The sequence below is a fragment of the Bartonella sp. CM120XJJH genome (genome assembly GCF_042194715.1).
In the GTDB taxonomy this organism is placed as follows: domain Bacteria; phylum Pseudomonadota; class Alphaproteobacteria; order Rhizobiales; family Rhizobiaceae; genus Bartonella.
Window position 1 is genome coordinate 13858 of sequence record NZ_JBHINE010000003.1, and the last position, 26319, is coordinate 40176.

Here is a 26319-nt window from a genome sequence, read left to right on the forward strand (position 1 = left end):
TTCAATAGAGCAATGCTTATATACCCCATTTGTATTATTGGGACTAACTGCTTTTATGAAATGGGAGAGAAAGAGAGGTATAGACAGTTTATATCGTCAATATGCAGAAGGGAGATTATGAATATGCATTATGGCATTATTTTTTCATTAAAACGTAACCATCAGCAAAAGGTTATTAACCTTCGTATGATAGTTTCTACGAATTCTTTTTGAAAAGGTTATTTTTCTCATTGCTATAAATTTGTTGGGTGCCATGCAAAATTCGAAAACAAAATCTATTTCTACGTCCTCTTTTTCTGATGATAGTACGAAAGGTGCATCAAGAGAAGATTTATCTATTAAGATTACTGAGATATTTCCTTATCCGGAAGTGTGGAAAAAGGCATTTACCCTCGGAAAGAATGTCCGTTTCACGCGAACCCCAGAAGTTGAGATTTTGCGTCGTCGTATAGAAACAGATCCAGTATTTGCAAAACAGTTTAAAATTTTTACGAAGCAAGATCAAAAAAAAATTACAGATACAGATATTGTACGTTGTAACAAGAAAACACCAAACGTTCCATCGACGAAAAAAGTCATTAATCCTCAATCAATAGAAAATAAAACGCCGGTTTGTCATTCAACAGTTTTGAAGCAGTTGTCACGACAAGCTACTTGTATGCCGTCAGCAAATATCTCACTTGAGGAGGATAAACAAGAGCATAAATTACAAGTAGAAAATGTGCTACAAAAAATGAATCCTGCTTGGCATCTTTCCGATGATGCATTTTTTGAATGTGGATCTTTGATATTTGAACATATGGATACTCAAATATCAAAAGAAGATAGAACATCGATTGACACGACAAATGAAATTACACCTGATATTCCCACAGCCTTTGATGAGTCAATAACTGCTCTTTACCGTGTTCTCGAATACCGCTTTCCACAACTCTATGATTCAATTACATCAGAATCTCCAGCGGAAAGGATGCGAGGGGTTGAGCAAATTTCTGATTTAATGCATACGAATAGTGATATTACCAAAGAATATCATTCTAAGCTTTCTGTTGAAGATTCCGCTCATACGTTAAGTGATACAAGAGCGTTAAACGATATTGAGGTACTAAGCGATTCTGGGGCTAGTATAGAGACGAAAAAAAACAATAATATTGTCGATTGCACAACAAACGCTGTCACATCGAATTCAAAAGATTTGTCTGTTATGCGAGCAAATGGTAAAACGAAAATATTGCAATCTACCCGCGTACCATTAAGCAATTATGATTCTGCTTTTATGCAAAATATTCAATCTATTGACAGTGATGTTTATGAGTTTCCTCCGATCAATTTATTACAGGAACCTGTTTTTCATGAAGGCACGATGATTCCTCAAGAAACATTAGAACGCGGTGCAGGGCTTTTGGAAAGTGTTTTGGAAGATTTTGGCATTAAGGGTGAAATTATCCATGTACATCCAGGGCCAGTGGTTACAATGTATGAATTTGAGCCTGCTGCGGGTGTAAAGTCATCGCGCGTTATTAATCTTTCTGATGATATTGCACGTTCTATGTCTGCTATTTCTACACGCGTTGCTGTCATTCCTGGACGGAATGTTATTGGGATTGAGTTACCCAATACGGTTCGTGAAACCGTTTATTTAAGGGAATTAATTCAAACACGTTCTTTTCGTGAAAGTGAATTTAAACTTGCTCTTGCTTTGGGGAAAGGGATTAATGGTGAACCCGTCATTGCAGAATTAGCAAAAATGCCTCATTTGTTGGTTGCAGGAACAACAGGATCAGGCAAATCCGTAGCAATTAATACAATGATTTTGTCAATTCTTTATCGCATGACACCACAACAGTGTCGTTTGATCATGGTTGATCCTAAAATGCTAGAGCTCTCTGTTTATGATGGCATTCCACATCTTTTAACACCTGTTGTAACAGATCCTAAAAAAGCGGTAACAGCTTTAAAATGGGCGGTTCGTGAAATGGAAGAGCGTTATCGCAAAATGGCTAAGTTAGGGGTACGTAATATTGATGGTTTTAATGCACGCGTTGCACTTGCGGCTCAAAAAGGCGAAACGATCATGTGTACTGTTCAGTCTGGTTTTGATAAGGAAACAGGAGAAATGCTTTATCATGAAGAAGCCATGGATCTTACGCAGCTTCCTTATATTGTTGTGATTGTTGATGAGATGGCTGATCTCATGATGGTGGCAGGGAAAGAAATAGAGAATGCCATTCAGCGCTTAGCACAAATGGCGCGTGCGGCAGGTATTCATCTTATTATGGCAACGCAGCGTCCTTCTGTTGATGTTATCACAGGGACAATTAAAGCGAACTTTCCTACCCGCATTTCTTTTCAAGTGACCTCAAAAATTGATAGTCGCACGATCTTGGGTGAACAAGGTGCTGAAACGCTTTTAGGTCAAGGAGATATGCTTCATATGGCAGGTGGGGGGCGTATTGTACGCGTTCATGGACCTTTTGTCTCTGATGAAGAAGTTGAATCCATTGTTGCACATCTTAAACTGCAAGGAAAACCCGATTATTTAGCAACCGTCACGGATAATGAAGACGATAACAAAGAGGATGCTTCTGCGGATTCAACGGTTGAAGTTTCTGAGGAAGAAAATTTTGATGAAGAGGGAGAGGAGCTTTATAATCAAGCTGTAAAGATTGTTATGCGTGATAAAAAATGTTCAACATCTTATATTCAGCGCCGACTTTCTATCGGCTATAATAAAGCAGCTTCTCTTGTTGAGCGGATGGAAGAAAAAGGCATTGTTGGAGCCGCTAATCATGTTGGAAAACGTGAAATTTTACTCAATGAAGGAAAATAAAAAAGCACATTAAAATGTGCGATTTTTAAAATGTTTGACAGTCATTATTTAAATAGCGAATGCTTGTTTTATTTTTGAAAGCAGATGTGACCACGTATTCATTATCTGTAATAATATCAAAAAATTGAGTGGAGAATAATAAAGCAAAACCGATCTTGTGACTACTGATGAGGTAAACAAACTGAAACCAAAAGGGGGAAAATATTTTTAACATTTCTAAATGATATGGCATGTAAAGAAATTAAACAAATCTTTATATGAGAATAGATGATTTGTTTTCTCTTCTATAGCCATTCTAATGAAAGAAAGATCTTTGGGATATTATTGAGAGCATCATAAAAAGTACCTAATATGCAAGTTCTGTTGCATTGGGTACTTTAAAGCGCTACGCTGAATTTATTATCATTTGATATTATTGGCTCAAGAAAGGTGTTCTTACGAGAAGCTTTATTTGAAAAAGAAATTTTTATTTTTATAATGCAAGATATTGATTTATAATGATAATTGGTCATTATAAATATTGAATAGAAGTTTCAAATATCGTAAGATTTTCTCATTTCAAATCTGTTTCTGTTGAAACAATTAAAACTATTTTCTTGCGTATCATAATAATGTAGGGGTAAAAAAGTTTAAAAAATAAAAATGCTGCTTATGAACGCCTTCAAATGCCAAAAACTATTGGCAATATTAGGGGCTGAAATTAGTATAATGATGGTGCTAACTAGCTCTTTTGTAAGCATAAAAATGGTAATGCACAATGCCTTGATATCTCTATGGGGACTTTTACATCACACCATTTACGGATGCCGTCGTAAAATAAGCTTGGGGATTTTGGGAGATATCTTTTTAAACAGGAGCATGAATGCGTAAAATAAGTGTATTCTTTTTGAGTACTATTTATGCGAGGGAAATGTTACCATTATTGTAATAAGATTTATTACAATAATGCGTGAATAAGAAACAAGAGTTGGAAGTTTCTTTTAATTCTTGTTTTGTTGATGAAACAGTCAAAATTTTGCTACAGACAATTGATATGAGTTATAGAGTTATTTTAACCAGAATAGATAATTGTAAACAAATTAGCATTATTCATTTGAGAGTAAATCCAACACTTTTTTAGTTTTAGTTATGCCATTAAAAGCAGATGAGTTAAAGTTAAATACAAATGAATTAAAATGTCAGCAAGAAGCTTTTCGTTTTACGCCAGAGCTTTTGCCACGGCCTTTTACGTGGGAAATCGATCACAATGGTTTATTTTGTGAAGTCTCAAAAGAGCTAGCTGAAGTTGTTGGTCCTCTCTCTTCCTCTATTTTAGGATGTAGTTTTCATGAGCTTGCTCATCAATTTCATGATGATCGATATCTGGTTCTCAGTCGTTTCATTGAAGCGGCTATGCCTTGGAGTAAAGAGATTGTTCAATGGCCTGTTGATGGTTGCTTACAATGGCTTGATGTTGAATTGTCGGCTTTGCCAATTTTTGATGTTAAAAAGCAGCTTAAGGGGTTTCGTGGCTTTGGTGTTTTAAAAATACGAAAAAAAATCCAGGAAAAAAGAGATGAAAAGCTGGAAATGGAAATGCCATGTCTTACGGAGATAGAACGCTCAGCTTTTCATGCAATTGCAGAGCAATTGCGTGATGAATTGAATTCATCGATAAAAGAAGAAAATTTAGTTGAAGAAACTGCTATTCAGTTACCATATGCACAAACATTGCCGGTAAATGCTGTAGAACAAGCTCTCGTAAAAGAGCCCGCTGCAGTTTTATCATTGTTGGATACAGCAACAGATGGTGTTTTATGGTTGGATGAAGAGGGCTTTATTCAATCAGCAAGTAGGGCAGCTTTAGCATTAATGGGTTATGAAATAAATGAACTACGAGGACAGCCACTCTTTTCATTATTTACTTTACAAAGCCGACTTTTGGTTGAAAAATATTTTAAATCAATCCGTGTGAAGGGGAAAAATCAGGTTTTAAATCGCAGAGAAACAGCTGATTTAATGACGAAAAATCATAAAAATATAACCGTTTTGATAACGATTGTATTTTTGGCACAGCAAGGCAATTATGCTGTTATGTTGCGTAATAGGACACAAACAGTTCCATCAGAAGAAAAAAAAGCAGAAGAGGATAAAATTGTTGGGGTTGTTCATGAAATACGAACACCTTTGAATGCTCTTATTGGTTTTGCAGAAATTATGAGAGAAGGCCGCTTTGGTTCGATAGAAAATGAGCGTTATCATGGATATTTACGCGATATTATTTCCTCTGGAAAACATATATTATTGCTGATTAATCAATTACTAGAGTGCTCGAAGATAAATTATTCTGGTTCCAATAATCAGATTGATTCTTCCCTTATTTCTGAAACATTTGATGTGATATCTTGTTTACGTGCGACGATAGCTTTTCTTGAAACTCAAGCCAATCAGAACGGCATTATCATGCGTATTGTTGCTCCACCTCATGTTCCATTTATTCCTGTATCACAACAAGTGTTTCGCCAGATTATATGGAATCTTCTTTCTAATGCTATTCGTTTTACACCTTTGGGTGGACAGATTATTGTTCACGTTTCTTATAGAAAAGAACGTGTAAAAATTTCAGTGAGTGATAATGGTATAGGGATGAACGAAGAAGAAATTATAAAGGCACTGCAACCTTATGGTCAAGTAGAGCGCAAAGATGGCCGATCTGGTGATAGCGCTTTTATAGGAACAGGTTTAGGCCTCCCAATGTGTAAAGCAATGGTAGAAGAAAGTGGGGGACAATTTTTATTATTCTCAAAACCCAATCATGGAACAACTGTGGAAATGTTTTTTCCTCGTGTTCCATGATGTAAATCTTGCATAAAATTATTTTTTCTTAGCCAAAAGATCTCTAATTTCTGTTAAAAGTTGTTCTTCTGAAGACGTTTTTTTGGGGCTTTCTTCTTCTTTTCTACGGATTTTATTCATAGCTTTAACGAATAAAAAAAGAACCCAAGCAATAATGAGAAAATTGATAAGTAAAGTAATAAAGTGTCCATAGCTAATGGTTGCTCCAGCTGCTTTGGCTGCACTCAATGTTGCTTGTTTTTCGCCAGCAAGTTGAATAAACATATTAGAAAAATCAATTCCACCTGTAATCAGTCCAATGATTGGCATAAAAATATCATTGACAATTGAGTTGACCAAGCTACCAAAAGCGCCCCCTATAATCACACCGATAGCAAGATCAATCATATTACCTTTTAGGGCAAATTCTTTGAATTCTTTAAGCATTGCGTTTTCCCCTTTATATAAGCGATATACGGTAATTTACTTACCGCTTTTGATGAAAAAGGAAAGGGCAGATTTTATTTTTAGGATTATATTACAATATTAATCTTATTTTCAAAGAACTTTATAAGGTTTAATAAAGAATTTTAGGGCTCTATTTGAATGTACATAGAACCTTTCTGAGAGAAAAGCTTTTTTGATAAAAACTATATTTTTCAACAGAAAGTAGGCAACTGTAGCTTAAATTGTATAATTGCCTCAATATTTTTATGTTAACATTAAAAAGAGAGATTTTTACACAATACCACAAAATGAGCAGTGTTGGAAACTGAGCTATCAGAAAGCTTCTCAAATGAAGTACATATATTGGCATAACATTTTGTCATAAAAAGAGAATTTAGGAATAAAAAATATAAGCACTGATGGAAGAAATAGATAGATGAAGCAGGAGTAAAACTTATAATTTATTCCTCTTAATTCAGTAAGCGATAATAGCAATTAGGAGGGTATTATGGCTTATCTAAAAGCTATTTTTACTGGGTTTCATGAGCTAAAATGGCGATAATTCCGATGGAAGAAACACATTTCATCTGCTGGAAGATTGTATCAGTTTATAAATAGCAGAGCTTTAGGGTTTGCAAGATCATTTTTGTTTGGAAGTCGTTGGTATAATAGGTGCGGGTTCAATGATCAACTGTCATTACTTAAACTATATGTTAGACAGAGCACTTATAGATGCAAAATTATATTTAGCGCATCAGAAATGGCAAAGAAAACAACGCAGATTCTTCAAAATTTTGTCAATAGAGTACAAACGATTGAATATACTGTTGCTAATAAATGGCTATGAATTTAGATGATTTTATGAACCATGTATTCTATAAATGCTGGAAAAAAATAGCTTTATAGAGCAAGCTCTGTTTCTATTGGCAACAATATTATACAAAGGAACTTTGGTAATAGGGATAATTTGCGTGCATTTTTAAGAGAATTCTTCGCTCGCTTACATGAGACGTCACAAAATCATGGCTTTGATGAAGAGCCATTGATGTTTCAATTCATGCTGCATTTTATAAGATTAGGATTCACATTTTAATCTTTGAAAAATGTCGAAAAAGAGAAACATTTTTTGAGAATAAAAAGTCTTTTGCACAGTGTACATCAATATAAACATGTATGGCTATTATATGATGAGTTTTCTTCTAGAAGGGGAATATTATTTGGATAATATGCTCTCTTTGATTAGTGATCTTTTGTGTTAAAAGATAGAGGTGAGGTGCGATGGATCATTTTTATGTTGTGGAGAAGGATTGATGAGTTTTTTTCGTTGTATTGGCCGTTCTGCTTTATTTTTGTTGGATCCAGAGCAAGCACATTGTTTAGCGATTCTCGGGCTGAAAAGTGGGTTAAATGGCTGTCAAAAGGTTATCGATAAACGTTTGTGTGTAACTGTTGCTGGGCTTGAGTTTGAAAATTTTATTGGTCTTGCAGCGGGGTTTGATAAAAATGCAGAGGTTGTGGATGGTATTTTTCGTTTAGGATTTGGTTTTACTGAAATTGGGACAGTGACACCAAAGCCTCAGATTGGAAATCCTAAACCACGGCTTTTTCGTTTAAAAGAAGATGAAGCGATTATTAATAGAATGGGCTTTAATAATGATGGACATCAAGTTGTTTACAATAGATTGCGTGCGTGTAAAAAAACGGGTGTTGTAGGAGTCAACATTGGAGCCAATAAGGATACGGTCGATAAGATTGATGATTATACTGTTGGTATTGCTCATTTTTATGATGTTGCTGATTATTTTACGGTTAATATTTCTTCTCCTAATACACCAGGTTTACGTGATTTACAGGCCCGTGACAGTTTGCATCTTTTGTTGAATGCAATTTCGCAAGTGCGAAAAGAGCAAGAGAACAAGCATGGATTCTCCATTCCCATTTTTTTAAAAATTGCTCCCGATTTATCAGAGAAAGAATTAGATGATGTTGCTGAAGAAATAAAACTTTCTGATTTTAATGGACTGATTGTTTCGAATACAACTCTTTCACGCCAAGGTCTCAGCAATAGTCACCTCAGTAATGAAGAGGGGGGGCTTTCTGGATGTCCACTTTTTGAGCGCTCTACCATTGTGCTTGCAAAAATGCGTCAAAAATTAGGGAAGGAGATTGCCATTATTGGTGTTGGCGGTGTAAAGGACGCACAAACCGCTTTGGAAAAAGTAAAAGCTGGCGCAGATTTAATTCAATTATATAGTGGGATGGTTTATGAAGGTCCAAATCTTGTCATAACTATTCTGAAAGAGATTTTGCAGATGATGCAACAAGACGGTGTTGATAACATAAAAGACTATCGTGATCATAGTCTTGAGCATTGGGCAAAATTTTCTTTGTAAAAAAAACGCTTTTTTCTTCACAAAAAATTGCGAGATTTTTTTAAAGGGGCTTGCAAACTTTGTTGATTTTCCTTATGTCACATAAGCATGAGAATAAATGTTTACGAAATCGTGAACAGTTATGATACATTTTCTTTTATGCGGTTGTAGCTCAGTTGGTTAGAGCGCTGGTTTGTGGCACCAGAGGTCGTAGGTTCAAATCCCACCAACCGTACCAAGAGCGACGTTATTTCTTGCACTAATCGGTGGGTTTTGTGCTACTGGTCCCGCGCATATAGGAGCCTACAAATATGCTATCATGCGACTTTCTAGTGTCCTCCATGAGGTTGAAGTCGGGCATCTTGAGGCGGCGGTAACGCATTATTGCAAAGACAAACCTTGGCTAGGGTTTGGTCACCCGATTATGCAACGGGATGTCAGGGTTTATTTCTTTTTTTCACGCTTTCAGGTGCCTATGCGCCCCTTCAGTTCGCTTGCGCGATCTATTTCGGACAATACAGGACTGCAACCCAATGTCGATTTTCTAATTGCAAGCATCATGAGCAAACATTGGGCTTCTCCTGAGCTGGGATTGTTGGCTTTTTCGTTTGTCGTATGCCGATACTTTTCGCGCACTATCAAGCGCGGTTTAGTGCTCATTCCTTTGGTTTATCATCAAAGGATTTAAGAAAAAAATATAAAAAGGTCCCCCAATTATGGCTATAAAGCATCGCACCGAGCCAAATTTCTTGGGTATATGTCAGAGTATCACCTTAACCACACCGATGCGTGCTTGCGGGCAAATCGATATTTCTCACTGGAATTTAGCCCATAACTATTTGAAACAGGGCTTGTTACTCGAAGCCTTGCATCAGTTTTCAGTTCGATTCGCCACCATGGTGGCTAAAAACTCGGATCTCACTTATCGCTATCTCCCTGTTATGGTTGAACAGTTTTTCTCTACCACTCATTTTGATAGCGATCGGTTATGCGTTGAAGGACATATTGAACGCATTAATGAGGCCTACCGTATTCACTGTAAGGCCAGCCTATACGGCAATGACAGGGCCGTTATTGCGCAGGCAATCATCATGGTCAGTAAGGTCTGCTTCCTTAGCTCGTGTTCTGAGAAAGTCGCTCTTCCATTACTAGGCGATTTATGTAAGATTTCCTCCGTAACCGGAGATTCTTGTACTTTTTCCTTTAATGCTCATCACCCGCTTTTTGAGGAACATTTCCCCTCCCGCGCCGTATGCCCTGGTTCACTATTGATTGAGATGGTTCTGGCTTTGTCCATGCAGGGTAGGGCGAAAAATATCGCATCTGTTGCGCTGAAAAAAGTAAAGTTCATTGAAGCAGTTTATCCGGGAGATACCTATCAGTTGACCATTAAACAGGATACAGAGTATGAACCGGGTGGCGTTTTTTATATTCATACGGAAACTAAAAAACGAAGCACTTGCGGTAAGTTTTCTATCAAATATAAAAAGGAGGATGCGCCATGTTTAACATAATAATCTCTTTTATTCCGTGGAGTATTTACTCCTGGGTTATCAATGGAAACGTTTTAACTCTGGTCGAACGCTCTCTCATCTTAACTGTGCTTTTATTGTTCATTATTGCTCTGAATATTAAAATTATCCGACAGGGAGAACCCGTGATGATTACGAACATTCTGACAGTTGTTGTCCTGTTTGTTAATTATTTCGCTGGATGGTCTACACTTTTGCTGAACTACCCCACAGTTTTTTGCTATCTGTCACTTGCTCTGGTTTCATTGATGAGCTTGCTGGTAAAGAAACCCTTTACCATTTTTTATGCTCCTGCTGGTGTTTCTGAAGAAAAACGCAAACATATCCTATTTTATCTCATCAATAAATATATTACATGGATTTGGGTAATCATTTTTTTTGCCAATGGTCTTCTAGTGGCTTTTTTTGCATGGCTCCCCCAGCTTTGGTTGGTCACTATGGGTTTAATTTGTGCTGGTATTCTTTTTTCTAAATATCTTCCTAACATCATGCAATATTTTTATCGCATCAAACATCATGGAGCATAATATGTCATTGTTTAACATTCTGACTGGAACCCCTTTATGGGCCTGGATTTTGCTTATTTTTCTCATCGCGAGGGGAATAATCGCATTGAAAGATAGGGAAACGAAGGTTTACCGCCTTTTTCTCTTGCCGTTAATCTTTCTTTTTTTTGGGCGCAAGCGATGTGATTAACCAGCTGGCTTTCCCACGCTGGGGAGCAATCGCAATGTTGGCAGGGCTGATGATCGGCTTTGGCGTTGGCTGGTTGCTCTGGCGTGCCACTCCGCGTTTAAAAATCAAAGAGGGAACGGATTTAATTATTCGGCATGGTACGCCGTTGACGCTGATATTTATTCTTATCGCTTTTGTCATCAAATTCATATTGATTGTTTTTCTCAATATTGAACCTGATTTGAAATATGTATTTGATTTTAACCTTCTTTTTGGTCTTTTAAGTGGGTTCACTGATGGTGTGTTTTGGGGCGGCACATTAAATTTATATATAGCATTTCGAAAGAATCGAAATTAATCCTTATACCATTAGCTGTGGGTGCTTCCCATTAGAACTATCTCAATAGAAGCTTATACCTAACAACAACGCTGCATACAAATGCAGCGTTACCTCATAGTTTCAGATTTTTTATCCCAACGCGTGAATACGTGACGGAAGTGATATATCTGACTATACCCCCCTTGGGGGCAGAGTGAGCCTAAAGGTTTAGAATGCTATGAGTTTAAGCTAGCTTGATTTTGAGCAGATGGTTTATCGCTCATGCTAATCATTTTGTTTTACGATTCAAAAAAGAGGATAGTGATGGTCTCATTGGCGTAGGTGGGCAAGAAAACTGTTAGCTTGGCAATGCGTCAACAATTTGTAGAACTATGTTGTGGAACCCCTACGCAAAGCCGTTGCTATGATGGCATGATGCTTTTGTCAAGCATTATGATATGGGGAGGAACCGGTGTTTAAGGGTGCAACTGCGGTCACTATACGATCCAGTAGCATTACGTTTTTACGTTTGAGTATTTAGGAGCGGTAGACTCTGTACAGGCTATGCGTGCAATATGTGAAGCACGCTTGTGGGAATCAGTGTGCCATTATTGCGTTGTGCATGCAACCCTCTAGCTAGTACTTCATTGGTAAGGTTGTTTTTTGAAGCTGATTAATTATCTGTGTGTTTTTTAAGAGAACGTTAGCACTGATGTATCGCGTGCAGTACCATTTGTCTTTATACAACTATTCTCATTTCTCTTATTTTTTGCCTTTAAGAAATCTGCACTTTTGGTCTTTTTACGTACGATCGGTAATGTAGCAGTGACCTTGAGAGGATGAATTTTTTTCTCTTTTTATTAAAAATGTCCAAACCGTTTCATTTTAGCCGAGACTTCGTCTAAGAAGGTTTCTGCTAAATTTATGATTTATTCTCAATAGGATAAAAATCACTCGTTTTGGGTGTGCAAGCGCACCTTATTGTGGGAGATAAGATGCAAATCCGCAAGCTTGGGTGCACGGTAGACATATAGCAGCAACAAGCTTAGGCGTATAGTTAGCAGACACGGTCATTATTTAGGCGTTTATTTAAATTGTGTTTGATCGATTGAGGTATACAGAAAAACGTGATCAATAAGCTTAGGTTTATGTGTTCTAAGTGTGGAGAAGGGGGAGGTGAGCTGTGAGCTATCCAATGAAAAAGGATAAATTGTTTTTTTGCGCTGAGCGTTGGTTATTTTTCAACATAATTGCATTTTTGTCTGACTTTGTGGACACGCACTATTTTCTGGACTAATCGAGGAAATAGAACATTCATGTGTCGAGAGAATTAGACAATGAGTTGTGAACAATTAGAGCAAGAAATAGCCACTGTAAAATATACGTCAATGTAGGAGCCCAAAGCCTTATGGCACAACTTATTTCAGTGAGGATGCGCTAGGGCGCACTAAAGAAACACTGTCCATGAAGCTAAGCTGGCTTATCGCGTACAAGTGCTAGAATATGGTGGTTTAAGTTAAGAGACACTGGCCTTTTGGCGCGATGAACAGCCGGTTAAAAAACGAAAGAGCACGCAAAAGAAAAGTGCCTGTTGTTGGTACACAATTGTGCCGCGACAATTATTTAGGCCAAACGCATCATGTGCTTGTGGTGCCAAAAGGCTATCAATATGAGAGCAAGATTTACAAAGGCTTGAGCGCTATTTTCAAGCATATTACCGGCATTAATTAGGATGTCCATTTGTTTTTTGTCCTTATAAGGCAGGGATGAGAGGATGGCAAGGGACAAGAAAGGTGCGTAAACAAGCGATAAAACAAATACACAGCACTATATATAGACGTAAATTAACCGAAAAAGGCTTAGAGAAAGAGTTTAACTCGCTGGACGCACAAAGAGAAGCAGGTGAAAGCTTTGTTAAAGCCTATTGTCATGAAGGTTAGCGATTAATACCAACATTGCTGATAATGTAAAAATCATACCACAATATATTTAAGGAGCGAGTGCAAGAGATTAATACACTCCTATGGCAAATTGTAAAAGCATGGTTTACACATGAGTCTAATTATATGATTAATAAGGCAACACAAATCATTCCGAGACAAAATGATAAGAGCTATATTTATTATGAATCTGGCGCACAGTATAAAACCTATAAAGGTAAAGCGTTTTATGGCATGAGAAGGATTTTCAACCTGCTAGCGAGCGTTTGAGAGTGCTCTCACTCACTATAAAAAGTATTTTAGCAAATCTTGCTTGCACGGATAAGGAAGAACTAGAAGTGGATGCCGACATAATCCCTTGTGAAATTTGTTTTTATTGCATCAAAATAAATGATGAAGAAATTTATGTTTTGGTTGTTCGTGATAGTACTGGTATGTGCTTGACTAGGTCACATGTGAAGCAATTTTAAAATTATCCGTGGTGACATGTTGTCAAATTGGCGATACATCTCCTCGATTTGTTGGATTAGAAATGTGACAACACCAGAAGATAGTCATATTTTTGATGGACTTGTGCCAATTGATAAGATTATTGATAATGTTTGTAAGCGCCATAATAGTGCACAAGAAGAAATAGAAAATCACTGTCGTTATTATGCAAAACAGTGTACCTAACTTAGAGTTGCGAAATCATTGCTCTTGCAAAGCAAGGCAAAAAAAGCCAGATGATCAAAGCGTGGTAATGTGAATTGATTTAGCTGACTTGCGTAAGCAAAAAGAAATAAAACAAGCACAAGAAACTTTAAAAAATAAAGAGAACAGCTTATACGAACTTTTCGTGCAAGTAAATTTGCAGAGGATACAGAAATAAATAGGATAAAAGGAATTGCGACGTAGAAAAGAAATATTCATAGACATTTTATACTAAGTGTAACAGAGAAGCGCAAAGATGAGTATAATAGCGGGTAAAGATAAAATAGAGGGCATGAGTCAAAGCCCTGTTAATCCAGACATAGAAAAGTTAAAAGCAGTCTTTCCACAATGTTTTACTGAGGGAAAGTTGGACATAGATCAGTTATTGAATCTATGCGGCGAATATATCGATAATGATTTTGAGAAGTTCAAATTTGAATGGAAGGGCAAGGGGGCAAGTTTAAAGCTTGCGCAAAAGCCTTCACTTGCGACTTTGCGCCCGAAGCGCGAGGAGAGCGTAAACTTCGATAATACACATAATCTTTATATTAAGGGCGATAATCTTGAAGTTTTAAAGCTTATCCAGCGGTCTTATTTTGGTCAAGTGAAGATGATTTATATTGATCCGCCCTATAATACGGGGAATGATTTTATCTATTGTGATGATTTTAAAGACCCGTTAGCACGCTATAAGGAAGTGACGAGCCAAACGACAAAATCGAACCCTGAGACAATGGGGCGGTTTCACACTGCGTGGCTCAATATGATCTATCCGCGCTTGCGTTTGGCACAGACTTTATTGCGTGACGATGGGGTGATTTTTATCTCGATTGATGATCATGAAGTGCATAATTTGCGCAAAGTGTGCGACGAGGTGTTTGGCGAAGAGAATTTTGTCGCGCAATTGGTGTGGGAGAAGGTTCACACGCGCAAGAATTCAGCGAAATATTTTTCTGTCAGCCATGAATATATTATATGCTACGCAAAGTATAAGGAAAATTTTAAGAGGAATTTACTACCACGGCAGGATAGCTCTGCATATAGGAATCCAGATAATCACCCCAAGGGTCCTTGGAAAGCAGACCCTATTACTGCGCATAAACCTTATGCGGCAGATTATACAATTACGAAGCCTAATGGTGTCATGTTAAAACGCCCCCAAGGTGGGTATTGGCGTTTTAGCGAAAAAATTTTGAAAGAGAAAATTGCTAATAATGAGATCATATGGGGTGAAGGGGAATCCTATCCTATGATTAAAAGGTTTTTAAATGAGACTCAAGATGGGTTGGTTCCTACGACTTTTTTCGGCAAGGAAATCGATGCCAATTTTGATGAAGAATTTGCAGGAATTTTTAAACGAGAGTTTTCAGGTGATACCGCTTTTTCCAAACGTGAAATTGATCAATTAATGCATATTCAAGGATTGTTTGAATATATTAAACCTACCAAACTCATAAAATTGCTCATGCAAATCGGTACGAACAAAGACGACATCATTCTCGATTTTTTTGCTGGTTCTAGTACAACGGCGCATGCAGTGATGGCTTTGAATGCCGAAGATGGTGGTAATCGCAAATTCATCATGGTGCAATTGCCTGAATTATGTGATGAAAAGAGCGAAGCCTATAAGGCTGGTTATAAAACTATCTGCGATATAGGTAGCGAACGTATTCGCCGTGCTGGTGCACAAATCAAGCAAAAGCATGAAGCAGAACTCACACGCGAGCAGCCTCTAGACACCGGATTTCGCGTGCTAGAGCTCGATAGTTCCAACTTTTCCATATGGGACGATAGCCCGATTGATCCGAATGCACTTGATGTTAAAGAACAATTGCAAATGCGTTTGGGTCATATTTTGCAGGGGGTGAATCCTGAGCGCTCTCATCAAGATATTATCTTCGAGATCATACTTAAATATGGTTGGCCACTGGATTTTAAAATTTATCCTTTACCAATCAATGGCAAAAAATTCTATTATATAGGTGAGAGCGAAGGCGATATCTTGGTGATTATAGCCATAGACCCACCCTTTGAACCCGAAGATGCGGAAGAGATGATAAAGTATTTGCCCGTAAAAATCGTAGCGCTTGATGCGGCCTTTAAAAGTGACGAGGCGCTTATTAATTGCAACTTTATCTTTAAAGACAATGAAGTAAGTTTTGATAAAATTTAAACTATAGAGAGACGATTGTGGCGGCAATATGAAACTTAAATTTAAACAACAAGAATTTCAAAATGATGCGGTTAAAAGCGTCATTGATTTATTTAAAGGCCAACCACGACGGGATTCTTCTTTTGCTTTGCATTCAGAACAAGGACAATTAGCATTAAATGAATTTGGTTATGGTAATCAATTATTGATCAGTGATGAAAGCATATTAGCAAATTTACGAGAGGTGCAACAGAACAGTAAACTCTTGGTAAGTGAGACGCTAGAGCAAAAGCAGTTTTCTATTGAGATGGAAACGGGAACAGGCAAAACTTATGTCTATAGCAAGACGATTTTTGAGTTAAATCAACGCTATGGCTTTACCAAATTTATTATTGTCGTACCAAGTGTTGCTATTCGCGAAGGGGTATATAAATCACTTCAGGTAACGAGGGAACATTTTCAAGCAGAGTTTGATAATCTGCCCTATCGTTATTTTATTTATAATTCAAAAGATCTTTCGCAAATTCGCCAATTTGCAAGCTCTACCAATATTGAAATTATGATTATCAATATTGATGCATTTAAAAAAGCAGAAAATATTATCAACCTTCCGCAAGATAGACTGAATGGCGAAAGTGCTATGCGCTATATCCAAGACACAAATCCGATTGTGATCATAGATGAACCGCAATCGGTGGATAATACAGCAAAAGCAAAGGAGGCTATTGCGAGCCTTAATCCGCTTTGTGTTTTCCGCTATAGTGCCACGCATAAAAATGAGATTAATCTTTTATATCGTTTAACACCTGTTGATGCTTATCAAAAAGGACTGGTAAAGCAAATTTGTGTCTCTTCTAATCAGATAGAGAAAGATTTTAATCGTCCCTATATTGCTTTGAAAGCCGTATCACGCGAACATGGCTTTAAGGCGCGCTTAGAGTTGGATATTGCGGGAAAGAATGGCACTGTTAGCCGTAAAACGGTTACAGTGAGGCAAGGCGATGATCTGTATCGCGTTACAGGTGGGCGTGAGCTTTATAAGGGCTATATTGTTTCGGGTATCAATTGCATGGCGGGGGATGAAGCAGTTGAGTTTTCTGATACCAAAGTCGTCAAATTTGGTCACGCGCTTGGTGATGTGAATACAATAGAGCTTAAACGCGCGCAAATTTATCGCACTATAGAAACACATTTAGATAAGGAATTGCGGCTTGTACCTTTAGGGATCAAAGTTTTGTCACTGTTTTTTATTGATGAAGTGGCTAAATATCGTAGCAATGATGAAGAGCTAGCGCTTTATGAGCGTATGTTTGAAGAATGTTATGAAGAGTTGTGGGCGAAAGAGAAATATGCACCCTTGCGGACTAAGTTTGCGCAAAATGTTCGAAACGTGCATGGCGGTTATTTCTCGCAAGACAAGAAGGGTGTCTATAAGAATACAAAGGGTGACAGTCAAGCCGATGATGACACTTATAACACGATTATGCGTGATAAGGAGTGGTTATTATCTTTTGCATGCCCCTTGCGTTTTATCTTTTCGCATTCGGCATTAAGAGAAGGCTGGGATAATCCGAATGTGTTTCAAGTGTGTATGTTGATCGAGCAAAAATCGAATTTTACTGCACGGCAAAAGATTGGTCGCGGTTTGCGCCTTTGCGTCAATCAACAAGGAGCGCGCGTAGAAGATAAAGATATAAATGTGCTGCATGTTATGGTGAATGAAAGCTTTGCTGAGTTTGTGAGTACATTGCAAAAAGAATTAGAGGCGGATATTGGTTATAAATTTGGTACATTGCAGATGGAGAAGTTGGTTGGCTGTGTTTATGAAGATGTAAAATATGTAGCCGCTAAAGTGGAAGTGTCACAAGCACAAAAAATTATTAAAACGCTTGTTGCAAAAGATTTGATTGACGAGGCGGGTATGGTTAAAGCAAATCAAGATTTGGTAGCGAATGAATTTGAAGTTATCGGGGCGGAGGAAATGCCACACGAATTGCGTCAAGAAATTGTGAAAAAAATTGATGCGGGCGTACTTATTAATGTTGAGACGCTGCAAGATCTGACGTATGTGACAGCTGTGACGGAAAGAAAGTTTATGTCTTCGCAAGAGGCTGCTGATGTATTGGCTGAGTTGCGTGAAAAAGCCTTGCTTACATCAGAAGGAAAAATTACAGATACATTAAAAGCGCAATGGGCAGCGGGGACATTGGATTTAAGTGAACGTTTTAGTAAAGGGCAAAAGCGGGCTGTGATGCAGGCGCTAGAGGCGATCCAAGCCATGCCGATTATTCGTAATGCTGCGCGCGAGGTGCGGGTTAAGCTTAAAAAGCAAACAGTGGCTTCGCCCGAGTTTTTGTCCTTATGGGAGAAGATCAATAAAAAGACCACTTATCGTGCAAAGCTTGATCGCACAGAGTTTGTCGCCAAAGCAGTGGATGCATTGGAAAAAATGGCGCCAGTTGCACCCGCACATTTGGTTTATCAGACAGCAGAGATAGAACTGGATAGTGCTGGTGTGACCTATGAAGAGCAGTTATTAAAGCAGAGTGCGCTTGATTATAGTTTGTGTGCACTGCCGAACATTGTACATTATTTGACCTTAAAGCTGAAATTAACCGCAAAGACAATTATTGGTATTTTGACAAAGAGTGGTCGTGAGCATGAGTTTGTGAAAAATCCACAAGCTTTTTTAGAGCGCATAGAAGAAATACTCAATAAAACCCACGTTAATCTTATAGTTGATGGCATTAAATATTTAAAGTTGGTAGGGCGAGAATATAGTGTACAAGAGTTTTTTACCAGCGAAGAACTTGTGGCGAATTTAGAGCGCACAGCTGTGGTGAGTGAGAAGAGTGTGTATGACCATGTGGTTTATGAAAGTAGTGTGGAGAAAGAGTTTGCGCAAAGTCTCGACAATGATCCTGAAGTCAGGTTGTTTTTTAAATTGCCAAGAAGTTTTAAAATAGCTACTCCCATTGGTTCTTATACACCTGATTGGGCGGTCTTTTTAGAGCGTGAGGGCGAACAAAAGCTTTACTTCGTGCTGGAAACAAAAGGATCAAATAGTGAGTTTAATCTACGTCTTAAAGAAATGATGAAGATTAAATGCGGAAAAGCGCATTTTGATGCGCTACAAACCGGCGTTGAGTTTAATGACCAGCCGGTGACAAGTTGGCGTGAATATAAGCGTGGGGTGTCGGCGACGGACGGGGGTGGCAGGGGCGCCAAAAGTACTGAACTCGTTGCCGCGGAATGAAGTGGGGAGAATAAGTGGTCTGTGGCTAATGCGTTATATTTTTTTGAAATAAATTTTACGAATTTAAAAGTGTGAAGGACTTAATAGGATCTATTTTTAAAGCAACAATAAGATAGATTAATATTCGTGGAGAGTGTTTATGGAAGTTGCAATTACCTAAGCTTTGTTGTCTGACGCGTCAGAAATCAGCCCCCTTCTGGTTGAGACTTGGCATGATATTTATGATGCGGTGCTTGGGAGCATAATGTTGTACAAAAATGCATGGCATGAAGTCCAAAAAACCAATAAAGGCGCATTGCGCTTCTCCTTTAAGAACTGGGCATCTCCTCTTAGCTTAATGAGTTTTCATTATGCATCCTTTACGCAAGACTTGCGATGGAAAAACTTTACGGAAAAAATCAATGTGTTTTGTTTAAAAGATCCGAGCTTAATACGCCCTTCAATAGGGAAGGGGATTTCTCAATGTTTGTTGTGATGAAGCAATTACTCCTTCTTGGCATGCCACTGGCTGTTGGGTTTATCTCTCAGATGATGATTTCCTTTATAGATGCAGCGCTTGTAGCGCATTTAGGCATCCAAGCCTTGAGTGGTACAATGTTAGCTCTGAGTATATTTAGTTTTGTTATGTTGTTGGGACTAGGGATTATTACCGCAGTTGCACCAAAACTTGCGGAAAGTTTTCGCAAACAAGATAGAGATGCATTGAAGGCATGGTTTGATCAAGGAATATGGCTTTCCCTTTTGATTGGAATGGTGAGTGCTATTATTTTACTTAATACGAGGAATATTTTGTGTCTTCTTGGTCAAGATGAGGCAATTGCTCATATAGCGCAGGAATATAACAGGGGCGCTGCGATAGGAGTGGTGTTTTTTTATCTTTATGTGAATAGCCGTGGATTACTGTCAGCAATTGGTCATCCAAAGCCCTTAACTTGGATTATGCTTGCCGCTATTCCTGTAAATTTTCTCATCTCTTGGCTGCTTATTTTTGGTATAGGTCCTGCAAGCGGATTTGGTGTCTTTGGTGCTGGAATTGCGAGCAGTTTGATCCGTATTTTGATTGTTATGGCAGTAGCAATAATTCTATCTCGCAATTCTGCTTTTCATTCCTTCCACTTTAATTATTTGAGACCAAAGTTAGAGATTTCACGAATAATAAAATTGCTGCGCGTAGGGTTCCCCATTGGTATACGTATTCTTATTGCGGAAGGCTTTCCTTCGGTCATTGCCTTCATAATTACGGCTTATGGGGTCCAAGCTTTGGCTGCTCATACGATAGGGATGCGTCTCGATATGCTTATTTCTGTGGTGGCTTTAGGGATTTCCAGCGCAGCCGCAACAATAGCAGCGTGGTATTAAGCCGATCGGAATCATATGGCTCTAAAACAGTTGCGTATGAGTGTCACAGTTTTTGCTGTCGCTTATGTTTTGTTTTTATCAGGGATTGTTTATTTCTCTTATGAATTCATTCTTACGACCATCTTTGATATTTCTTCAGACCGCGTTGTTGTTTTTTCTTGGGAGTTGCTACCATTCGTCTTATTGTCTTTTACTTTTGGCACGTTAGGAGCTATGCTCAATGGCATACTTGTTGGCTTGCTTGATACATTTTGGCCAACTATTGTTGTAATAATAAGCTATTGGGGGGTAGGCTTATTTGGGGGCGCGTTCATGGCACATTTTTTTGAATATGGTTTTATGGGTTATTGGCTTGGCATGATTGCTGCAAGTTTAATCGTTTCTATCTTTAATTATATGCGTGTCGGTTATTTAATAAAACGCAACCCTATGTTTGGGGCGGAGTGAGTGTTATAAAAGCACAGCAATGTCAAGTTGCTTCGGCTAAAGATGATTTTGAGGATGAAGTCCATACATGGAGACTTAGCAGCGAAGATGCATAAGCTCGCTGCACATATCTTGCTGATGAAATGTGTTGGTCATTAGGGCTGGACGATGTGATTATCGCAGCGCGCTTTCGTTCTCATCAATCCAAAATTGAGTTATTTCAGACGAGAGTTAAATGTGTATTTTGGAGATTATTATAAGCCATAGGCACAATTTTTAAAATGGGTACCACTATGGACGTGCTTGAAATATTGCATATTATGGGGGCATTCGCCTGCACATGCATTTTCGGGTAGGTTGAGTGAGCGGTTGGATTTATTACCGAAACTGCCGTGGGGTGTTTGTGTTGTTGGCTCTAATGCAGAGGATAAAATAATCTCTGGATGTGCGCATCGTAATAAGATTGATTCCGCATCTGTAAAATTAGGTCGTAAAAGGCAACCAATGGCTGGCGGTGGTCAACAAGAAAAATGTTTATGATCATGTGATTTGTGAGAGCCGTATTGAGAAAGAGTTTGCGCAAAATCTCGATAATGATCCTGATATAAGATTATTTTTTAATTGCCAAGGAGTTTTAAAATTGCAACGCTAATTGGCTCTTACACCAGATTGGGCGGTATTAGAGCGAGAGGGCGAACAAAAGCTTTATTGTGCGCATTTTGCGGCGCTTGAGATGGGTTTCAAGTGTGGTGCATAGCCGGTGATAAATTGGTGTGAATTAAGCGTACTTTGTCTGAAGCGGCGCATGAGTTTCCAAGTGCTGCGGTGGTTGTTGCAGAATGATTAGTGCATGAAATACTTAGCCTTGGCGCGGGGAGGAGAGCAAAGCTTTTTATATCAAAATAATAAATTGACAAAAGGTAGCTACAAAGTAACTACAATGTGTACTTTATGTTAAATTTAATTGTTTTCATTTAATACAGGAGGTAAAGTTATGAAAACTAAAGATATGTATAAACCACTGAAAAAAATTCAACTTAAGCGGTTTGATGTTACTGCGCTCAAAGCCCGAGCAAGTGAGCAGAAAATGGCTGCTCGACGCTCCCTTCTGAATTGAGGTTTAAAATATATAAAGCTGCCAGCTTTATAGCTTTTGGATATATTAATGACAATAGATTATGAAGTTAAAAAATTGCTCTATGGCTGTGCGGCAATGAGCGGGGTTCGGCTGATTACAGGTTCTTTCCATGCTTTCTTTTTCTTGTCTATGGGCGTTAGTATAACACAGTTAGCTTTATTGCAAATTGTGTTTAGCGTAGCTATTTGTATTTTTGAAGTGCCTTGTGGGATTTTAGGAGATAAAATCGGCGTTAAACAAAATGTTATCTTATCATGTTTCTTTTTTTCGCTCTTCTTCTTTTTATGTATCTACGCGCCTAATCTTTTTGTCTTAATTCCGGCAGAAATTATTTATGCTTTAGGCTTTGCTTTATGTTCTGGCGCTGATAGCACATGGATTAAAGGCTTAATTGATAGCGGTGGTTACAAGGGTAGTTTGATCTACCACCAAGTAAACGCCTATAAGCGGGAACTAACGGCATTCATGAATACGGTTGCTGGTGCGCTAGGTGTTCTTATTGTTTTGTGTATGGATAATTATCAGTCGGCATATTATTTTTGTTCTTTCGGGTTTCTCGTGCTTGTATTCTTGTTTAGTCGGGTGACGGGGATAGCTATTGCATCCGTTTCGGGTAGTCAGCCAATAAAATTAGGTTCTTTGTTGCATGCAACAGAAGCTTTTGCTTATTTAGTTACCTCAAAAATCGGGTTATATTATATATTTATATGTGGTTTTATTGTTGCTGCATTGCAGCCAATATTTCATTTTTGGCAACCTTTTATTTTGGGACAAACAGGAGCATTAGACAATGCAACAGGAAAGACTAAAATTCTTATTCTTGGTCTATGCTTTGTGTCTTATACTCTCGTAAAATACTTATTTAATCGCTTTGTAATTAAATATCTTATGCAAAAATACGCTCCTATGGCGATAACTTTGTACTCACTCGTCCTGAGTGCTGTTGTTATGCTTGCTCTGCTTCTCGTTGCAAACAGTTGGGCCCCCCTTATTTTATTCACCGTATTTCACAGTTTTTTTCTGTCCCTATGACACAGTTTGAAGCAGACTTTTTTAAACATATTCAACAAAAGAATGCAAATACGGTTTTATCCATTGTTAGTTTTCTTGCACGTATTTTTGGTATTTTAGCGCTTGTGCTGATTGGTTTGTTGGCAAACAATGTTTGTATAGAGGCTGCTTTTTGTTTCACCTTTCTTTGTATATGTTTAATTATCCCGCTTAATTTGGCCTGGCTTTATACTGATAAAAAGTTAATAAAAGACGAGGAGGTTTGAAAGTGAAGATACAGTTGAACAGGGCCTTGCCTGTGACTTACATAAAGACACAGGAAAAAATAGTGTGTGGGTCATCTTATATGGATTTAGTCGAAATTAATAGCTGTCCATCGTTTTTAGTAGAGATGCTTATCGATTTGAATACACCAAATGATTGTACTGCTATTAGCCAGAAATATCGGGAACGAGCATATCAAGAGGCTTATGATATTGATGTTTTTCTAAATAGTGGGCGCGTATTAGATTTTGCAAAAAAAAACGCAAGCTTTTTTAGAGTGCGCGGAGAAAATCCTCGATAAAGCGTATGTCAATCTTACTATTGCTGAATATTTAAAACTAGCTGGCCAAGACTATAGTGTGCAAGAATGTTTTGCAAGTAGCTAAATTTTGGCGAATTTAGAGCGTACAGCTCTGGTGAGTGAGAAGAGTGTATATGATCATGTGGTTTATAAGAGTAATATTGAGAAAGAATTTGCGCAAAATTAATGATAATGCCTCCGAAGTAAAATTATTTTTTAAATTGCCAAGAAGCTTTAAAATCGTGACGCTCATAGGCTCTTACACGCCGGATTTGGGGGTGTTTTAGAGTGAGATGGCGCGCAAAAGCTTTATTTTGTACTGGAAACAAAGGAACGAATAGCGAGTTTGATTTGCGCCTTAAAGAAATGCTGAAGATTAAATGCGGCAAGGCGCATTTTACCGCCATTGAGACTGGTGTGGTGTTTAACGAGGCACCGGTGATGAGTTGGCGCGATTCTAAGCCGAGAATGGTGGTAGAGAGAGTGGAGGGCTGTGGTAGGAGTGGGTGGCTCGAATGACGCTGTCTTTAGTTGCGTACTGCCAAGCTAATTTTGTGCTTTGCGAAATTCGCCAAGGCTTTTGGACGTACCACGTTTACCGCGTAATAAAATCTTATGAATATCATGCAGAAGGCGCGCAGAAATGGGTGATTGCGTGTCTAGCTTCCCAATGCCGTAATTAAGTACAGCCACATAATGAGATAGCTCTTCAATATCATCAGTCACACTGATAATTTTTCTTTATTTTCAAACAATAATAGGACAGATGGTAACGATTATGTCTTTTCTATCTGAGAAAAGAGGAACACCGCTTGCGTATATGCACGAGTAAAAGTTAATCAACATTGGTCTGAGGTAAAAACCGCCAATTATTTCTAATACACCGAAGGATTTCATAGTTTGCTCTAACGGTTTATATAAAGCCGCCCTTTTAAAAGGTGGAGTGGGTGGCAAATTGATTGGGATATAGGCTTTATGAATCTCTCGAACTAAGCTTTCTACTATACAGGTCCTAAGGCGTGATTGCATATATGGTCGCATCTGTTGCTGCGTTGTGTAGGCAGAGATCCTAAATTAGGAAAGGAGGGTTGCTCTTTTAATTACAAAGGAAGAATACGGTGCGTAAGTGCAGCAAAATGTATTTTGAGGAGCAGTAAAGGGGTGAGGCATTTGATGTCCAGCGGGTGACGGATTAACTGGAGTATAAGTGGGCATTGCTAGGGTGGAGTTTTTAGTTAAGAATTGCGCTCCGTACGCGATAAGCTCTCTACATCCTTCATATAGGCGTTGAGATCATCGCCCAATGCAACGTAAAGGGGCTATTTTGCCTTTAACGCTTGTTTGGCTGCTTCCATTAGTGCCGCTGGATCTATCAGCCATTACGGTTATAATTTCCTCGTCCAAAGAACAGATCAGTCGATTGCGTAATAGGGTATGTGTGCCTTTTTTGACCGTGTCTTTTTTTAAAGGCAGCTGTTACCTCGTGGCAGGGTTGGGGGTGTCTATATGATCAGCCTGCCAAAGAAATGGAAGCGTTATCGCGATAGCCACCAATAGTAGTCCAGCGATAAAGGCGGCAGCAAACTGCAATGATATAAAAGAACCAAGGACGCCGACCAAAAAGCTTCCAACTGGCATTCCAGCATAGCCGATCACCCGAAAAGCAGAATTAGCTCGCCCGAGAAGTTGCTTTGGTGTGAGGCGCTGCCTGAAGGCAGTAACACCAATAAACCATAAGCTTGCTCCAACACCAGCAATAAAGGTGACGCCCCATACGACGACAGCACTTTTTGAAAAAGCTGGAATCAGCAGCAAGACAACCGTTCCTAAACCGTCAATGAGAACAGCTAGGCGCACCGGTGCATAGCGTATACGCGGCGCAAATAGGGCACCTGCCATTGTACCAAGCGCGTAGGCTGCAAACATCACGCCATATTGGCTGCTATGTAGGCCCAGATACCGACTGTCGGTAACGAAGAAGATGAACGAGGTTAGGAATGCTCCAAATACCACCGATAGAAAGAATGTGAGTAATGTAAGGGAGGTAAGATGCCGATTTGAAAAAATGAAACGAAAGCCGGCAATGATATAACGGAAAGAGATGTTTTCTTTATCAGGTGTTGGCGATGTCGGAACAGCACGGCGAGCGGTAAAAATCAATGTGATAAAAAGCACGATTAACAGGCCAAGAAATAGCAGTGTGCTATGCGCTAAAATGCTGCTTGTTATGACAGGGGCAAGAAAATAGGAGACCCCGAAATCTAAAAACAAGACAATTGAGTAGAAGGTCATCAATCGCTCTCCCTCCATGATAAGTGGTGGAATAGTCATTATATAAGCTTCGGCAGAAACGACGATGAATCCAGCAATGGTTGCATAGAAGAAAATTTGTTCGGCTGGAGCAATCTGTATCATGAGCAGTAAGAACAGTACAATATGCAGTAGCATGAAGATGAGGAGAGCCGAGGTGGCAAGTTTTATTTTGTCGCAGTGATCAAGTAAAGCGCCTGCAAGGATGCCGAAAATTGGCCACGCTAATGAGAAGAGACCTTGCGCCCAACTTACTCCGACTACGCCATATCCAGATTGTCTTGCTAATAGCGGGATGGCAGTGCGCAAAGCACCGCTGAGTAAGGCGAGCAGACTAACGGTTAGGCAAAAATAGCGTATGTTCTTATTGGCAAAAAGCGTGAACATTCTTTTCTCCTTAAGATGCCACACAGGTTTCCGCTGGTCCATCAAGTACGGCGGTTGTATTCAGCATGTTTGCGACATAGCCGTCCAAGATAT

The 26319-nt window shown here is 38.7% G+C and carries 25 protein-coding genes and 1 tRNA gene; 23 read left to right on the forward strand and 3 right to left on the reverse strand.

What is annotated here, in order from left to right; genetic code table 11:
• Positions 1-253 precede the first annotated feature (253 nt).
• Both ACFIKU_RS01915 and ACFIKU_RS01920 read left to right on the forward strand, forming a co-directional pair.
• A complete protein-coding gene (locus tag ACFIKU_RS01915; protein WP_375656512.1) occupies positions 254-2830 on the forward strand; it encodes a DNA translocase FtsK in 2577 nt (858 codons plus the stop codon).
• A gap of 1128 nt (positions 2831-3958) precedes the next feature.
• Positions 3959-5665 carry an ATP-binding protein gene (locus ACFIKU_RS01920; RefSeq protein ID WP_375656513.1) on the forward strand — a complete coding sequence of 569 codons (1707 nt, stop codon included), beginning with the start codon at positions 3959-3961 and terminating at the stop codon, positions 5663-5665.
• An 18-nt stretch (positions 5666-5683) separates the two neighbouring features.
• On the opposite strand, the gene mscL is transcribed toward ACFIKU_RS01920, so the two are convergent.
• Entirely contained in the window at positions 5684-6091 is a 408-nt protein-coding gene (gene mscL, locus ACFIKU_RS01925) for a large conductance mechanosensitive channel protein MscL (RefSeq protein WP_026500234.1), read from the reverse strand.
• A gap of 1310 nt (positions 6092-7401) precedes the next feature.
• On the opposite strand from mscL, the gene ACFIKU_RS01930 reads away from it, so the two are divergent.
• The 21 genes from ACFIKU_RS01930 (at position 7402) to ACFIKU_RS02030 (ending at position 24048) form a co-directional block, all read left to right on the forward strand.
• Complete coding sequence (locus ACFIKU_RS01930; RefSeq protein WP_375656514.1) at positions 7402-8484, forward strand: quinone-dependent dihydroorotate dehydrogenase; 1083 nt, start codon at positions 7402-7404, stop codon at positions 8482-8484.
• A 140-nt stretch (positions 8485-8624) separates the two neighbouring features.
• Positions 8625-8701: transfer RNA gene (locus tag ACFIKU_RS01935), tRNA-His, on the forward strand.
• Positions 8702-8887: 186 nt separating this feature from the next.
• Positions 8888-9151 (forward strand): hypothetical protein, encoded by a 264-nt coding sequence (locus ACFIKU_RS01940; protein WP_375656515.1) that lies wholly within the window; start codon positions 8888-8890, stop codon positions 9149-9151.
• A 28-nt stretch (positions 9152-9179) separates the two neighbouring features.
• Complete coding sequence (locus ACFIKU_RS01945) at positions 9180-9977, forward strand: beta-hydroxyacyl-ACP dehydratase (protein ID WP_375656516.1); 798 nt, start codon at positions 9180-9182, stop codon at positions 9975-9977.
• Positions 9965-10522, forward strand: coding sequence for a hypothetical protein (locus tag ACFIKU_RS01950; protein WP_375656517.1), 558 nt, complete (start codon positions 9965-9967; stop codon positions 10520-10522). The genes ACFIKU_RS01945 and ACFIKU_RS01950 overlap by 13 nt, the downstream gene beginning before the upstream one ends.
• Positions 10523-10668: 146 nt before the next feature.
• A complete protein-coding gene (locus ACFIKU_RS01955) occupies positions 10669-11028 on the forward strand; it encodes a hypothetical protein (RefSeq protein WP_375656518.1) in 360 nt (119 codons plus the stop codon).
• Between the two features lie 303 nt (positions 11029-11331).
• The gene (locus ACFIKU_RS01960; RefSeq protein WP_155915008.1) at positions 11332-11469 is read left to right on the forward strand and encodes a hypothetical protein; all 138 of its coding nucleotides are present in this window, start codon (positions 11332-11334) and stop codon (positions 11467-11469) included.
• 1062 nt (positions 11470-12531) lie between these two features.
• Entirely contained in the window at positions 12532-12720 is a 189-nt protein-coding gene (locus ACFIKU_RS01965; RefSeq protein ID WP_375656519.1) for a DUF2924 domain-containing protein, read from the forward strand.
• Positions 12721-12782: 62 nt separating this feature from the next.
• Positions 12783-12929 carry a hypothetical protein gene (locus tag ACFIKU_RS01970; protein ID WP_375656520.1) on the forward strand — a complete coding sequence of 49 codons (147 nt, stop codon included), beginning with the start codon at positions 12783-12785 and terminating at the stop codon, positions 12927-12929.
• Positions 12930-13463: 534 nt separating this feature from the next.
• Positions 13464-13604, forward strand: coding sequence for a hypothetical protein (locus tag ACFIKU_RS01975; protein WP_375656521.1), 141 nt, complete (start codon positions 13464-13466; stop codon positions 13602-13604).
• 274 nt (positions 13605-13878) lie between these two features.
• A complete protein-coding gene (locus ACFIKU_RS01980; RefSeq protein WP_375656522.1) occupies positions 13879-15795 on the forward strand; it encodes a site-specific DNA-methyltransferase in 1917 nt (638 codons plus the stop codon).
• A 28-nt stretch (positions 15796-15823) separates the two neighbouring features.
• The gene (locus ACFIKU_RS01985; RefSeq protein ID WP_375656523.1) at positions 15824-19030 is read left to right on the forward strand and encodes a DEAD/DEAH box helicase family protein; all 3207 of its coding nucleotides are present in this window, start codon (positions 15824-15826) and stop codon (positions 19028-19030) included.
• A gap of 462 nt (positions 19031-19492) precedes the next feature.
• Complete coding sequence (locus ACFIKU_RS01990) at positions 19493-20389, forward strand: MATE family efflux transporter (RefSeq protein WP_375656524.1); 897 nt, start codon at positions 19493-19495, stop codon at positions 20387-20389.
• Between the two features lie 15 nt (positions 20390-20404).
• Positions 20405-20836, forward strand: a complete 432-nt coding sequence (locus ACFIKU_RS01995) for a hypothetical protein (RefSeq protein WP_375656525.1) — start codon at positions 20405-20407, stop codon at positions 20834-20836.
• 282 nt (positions 20837-21118) lie between these two features.
• Entirely contained in the window at positions 21119-21355 is a 237-nt protein-coding gene (locus tag ACFIKU_RS02000; protein ID WP_375656526.1) for a hypothetical protein, read from the forward strand.
• A 4-nt stretch (positions 21356-21359) separates the two neighbouring features.
• Complete coding sequence (locus ACFIKU_RS02005) at positions 21360-21467, forward strand: hypothetical protein (RefSeq protein ID WP_375641980.1); 108 nt, start codon at positions 21360-21362, stop codon at positions 21465-21467.
• A gap of 342 nt (positions 21468-21809) precedes the next feature.
• Complete coding sequence (locus ACFIKU_RS02010; protein WP_375656527.1) at positions 21810-21932, forward strand: hypothetical protein; 123 nt, start codon at positions 21810-21812, stop codon at positions 21930-21932.
• 48 nt (positions 21933-21980) lie between these two features.
• Entirely contained in the window at positions 21981-22985 is a 1005-nt protein-coding gene (locus tag ACFIKU_RS02015) for an MFS transporter (RefSeq protein ID WP_375656528.1), read from the forward strand.
• Between the two features lie 247 nt (positions 22986-23232).
• Positions 23233-23529, forward strand: a complete 297-nt coding sequence (locus ACFIKU_RS02020; RefSeq protein WP_375656529.1) for a hypothetical protein — start codon at positions 23233-23235, stop codon at positions 23527-23529.
• Between the two features lie 140 nt (positions 23530-23669).
• Positions 23670-23816, forward strand: a complete 147-nt coding sequence (locus ACFIKU_RS02025) for a hypothetical protein (RefSeq protein ID WP_274532020.1) — start codon at positions 23670-23672, stop codon at positions 23814-23816.
• A gap of 1 nt (position 23817) precedes the next feature.
• Positions 23818-24048: a hypothetical protein gene (locus ACFIKU_RS02030; protein ID WP_375656530.1), complete on the forward strand. Its 231-nt coding sequence runs from the start codon at positions 23818-23820 to the stop codon at positions 24046-24048.
• A 27-nt stretch (positions 24049-24075) separates the two neighbouring features.
• On the opposite strand, the gene ACFIKU_RS02035 is transcribed toward ACFIKU_RS02030, so the two are convergent.
• Positions 24076-24255 (reverse strand): hypothetical protein, encoded by a 180-nt coding sequence (locus ACFIKU_RS02035; RefSeq protein ID WP_375628256.1) that lies wholly within the window; start codon positions 24253-24255, stop codon positions 24076-24078.
• Positions 24256-25005: 750 nt separating this feature from the next.
• Positions 25006-26226, reverse strand: a complete 1221-nt coding sequence (locus ACFIKU_RS02040; protein ID WP_375656531.1) for an MFS transporter — start codon at positions 26224-26226, stop codon at positions 25006-25008.
• Positions 26227-26319 lie beyond the last annotated feature (93 nt).

Excerpts from the sequence above, each read along its gene's own strand:
- ACFIKU_RS01985 (WP_375656523.1), top strand. The coding sequence starts at position 15,824 with ATGAAACTTAAATTTAAACAACAAGAATTTCAAAATGATGCGGTTAAA.
- ACFIKU_RS02015 (WP_375656528.1), top strand. The coding sequence starts at position 21,981 with ATGACAATAGATTATGAAGTTAAAAAATTGCTCTATGGCTGTGCGGCA.
- ACFIKU_RS01995 (WP_375656525.1), top strand. The coding sequence starts at position 20,405 with ATGGCTCTAAAACAGTTGCGTATGAGTGTCACAGTTTTTGCTGTCGCT.
- mscL (WP_026500234.1), bottom strand. The coding sequence starts at position 6,091 with ATGCTTAAAGAATTCAAAGAATTTGCCCTAAAAGGTAATATGATTGAT.
- ACFIKU_RS02010 (WP_375656527.1), top strand. The coding sequence starts at position 21,810 with ATGAAAACTAAAGATATGTATAAACCACTGAAAAAAATTCAACTTAAG.
- ACFIKU_RS01945 (WP_375656516.1), top strand. The coding sequence starts at position 9,180 with ATGGCTATAAAGCATCGCACCGAGCCAAATTTCTTGGGTATATGTCAG.
- ACFIKU_RS01950 (WP_375656517.1), top strand. The coding sequence starts at position 9,965 with ATGTTTAACATAATAATCTCTTTTATTCCGTGGAGTATTTACTCCTGG.
- ACFIKU_RS02040 (WP_375656531.1), bottom strand. The coding sequence starts at position 26,226 with ATGTTCACGCTTTTTGCCAATAAGAACATACGCTATTTTTGCCTAACC.
- ACFIKU_RS01915 (WP_375656512.1), top strand. The coding sequence starts at position 254 with ATGCAAAATTCGAAAACAAAATCTATTTCTACGTCCTCTTTTTCTGAT.
- ACFIKU_RS01940 (WP_375656515.1), top strand. The coding sequence starts at position 8,888 with ATGCAACGGGATGTCAGGGTTTATTTCTTTTTTTCACGCTTTCAGGTG.
- ACFIKU_RS01990 (WP_375656524.1), top strand. The coding sequence starts at position 19,493 with ATGTTTGTTGTGATGAAGCAATTACTCCTTCTTGGCATGCCACTGGCT.
- ACFIKU_RS01965 (WP_375656519.1), top strand. The coding sequence starts at position 12,532 with ATGAACAGCCGGTTAAAAAACGAAAGAGCACGCAAAAGAAAAGTGCCT.
- ACFIKU_RS01930 (WP_375656514.1), top strand. The coding sequence starts at position 7,402 with ATGAGTTTTTTTCGTTGTATTGGCCGTTCTGCTTTATTTTTGTTGGAT.
- ACFIKU_RS02025 (WP_274532020.1), top strand. The coding sequence starts at position 23,670 with ATGTGGTTTATAAGAGTAATATTGAGAAAGAATTTGCGCAAAATTAAT.
- ACFIKU_RS01920 (WP_375656513.1), top strand. The coding sequence starts at position 3,959 with ATGCCATTAAAAGCAGATGAGTTAAAGTTAAATACAAATGAATTAAAA.
- ACFIKU_RS01980 (WP_375656522.1), top strand. The coding sequence starts at position 13,879 with ATGAGTATAATAGCGGGTAAAGATAAAATAGAGGGCATGAGTCAAAGC.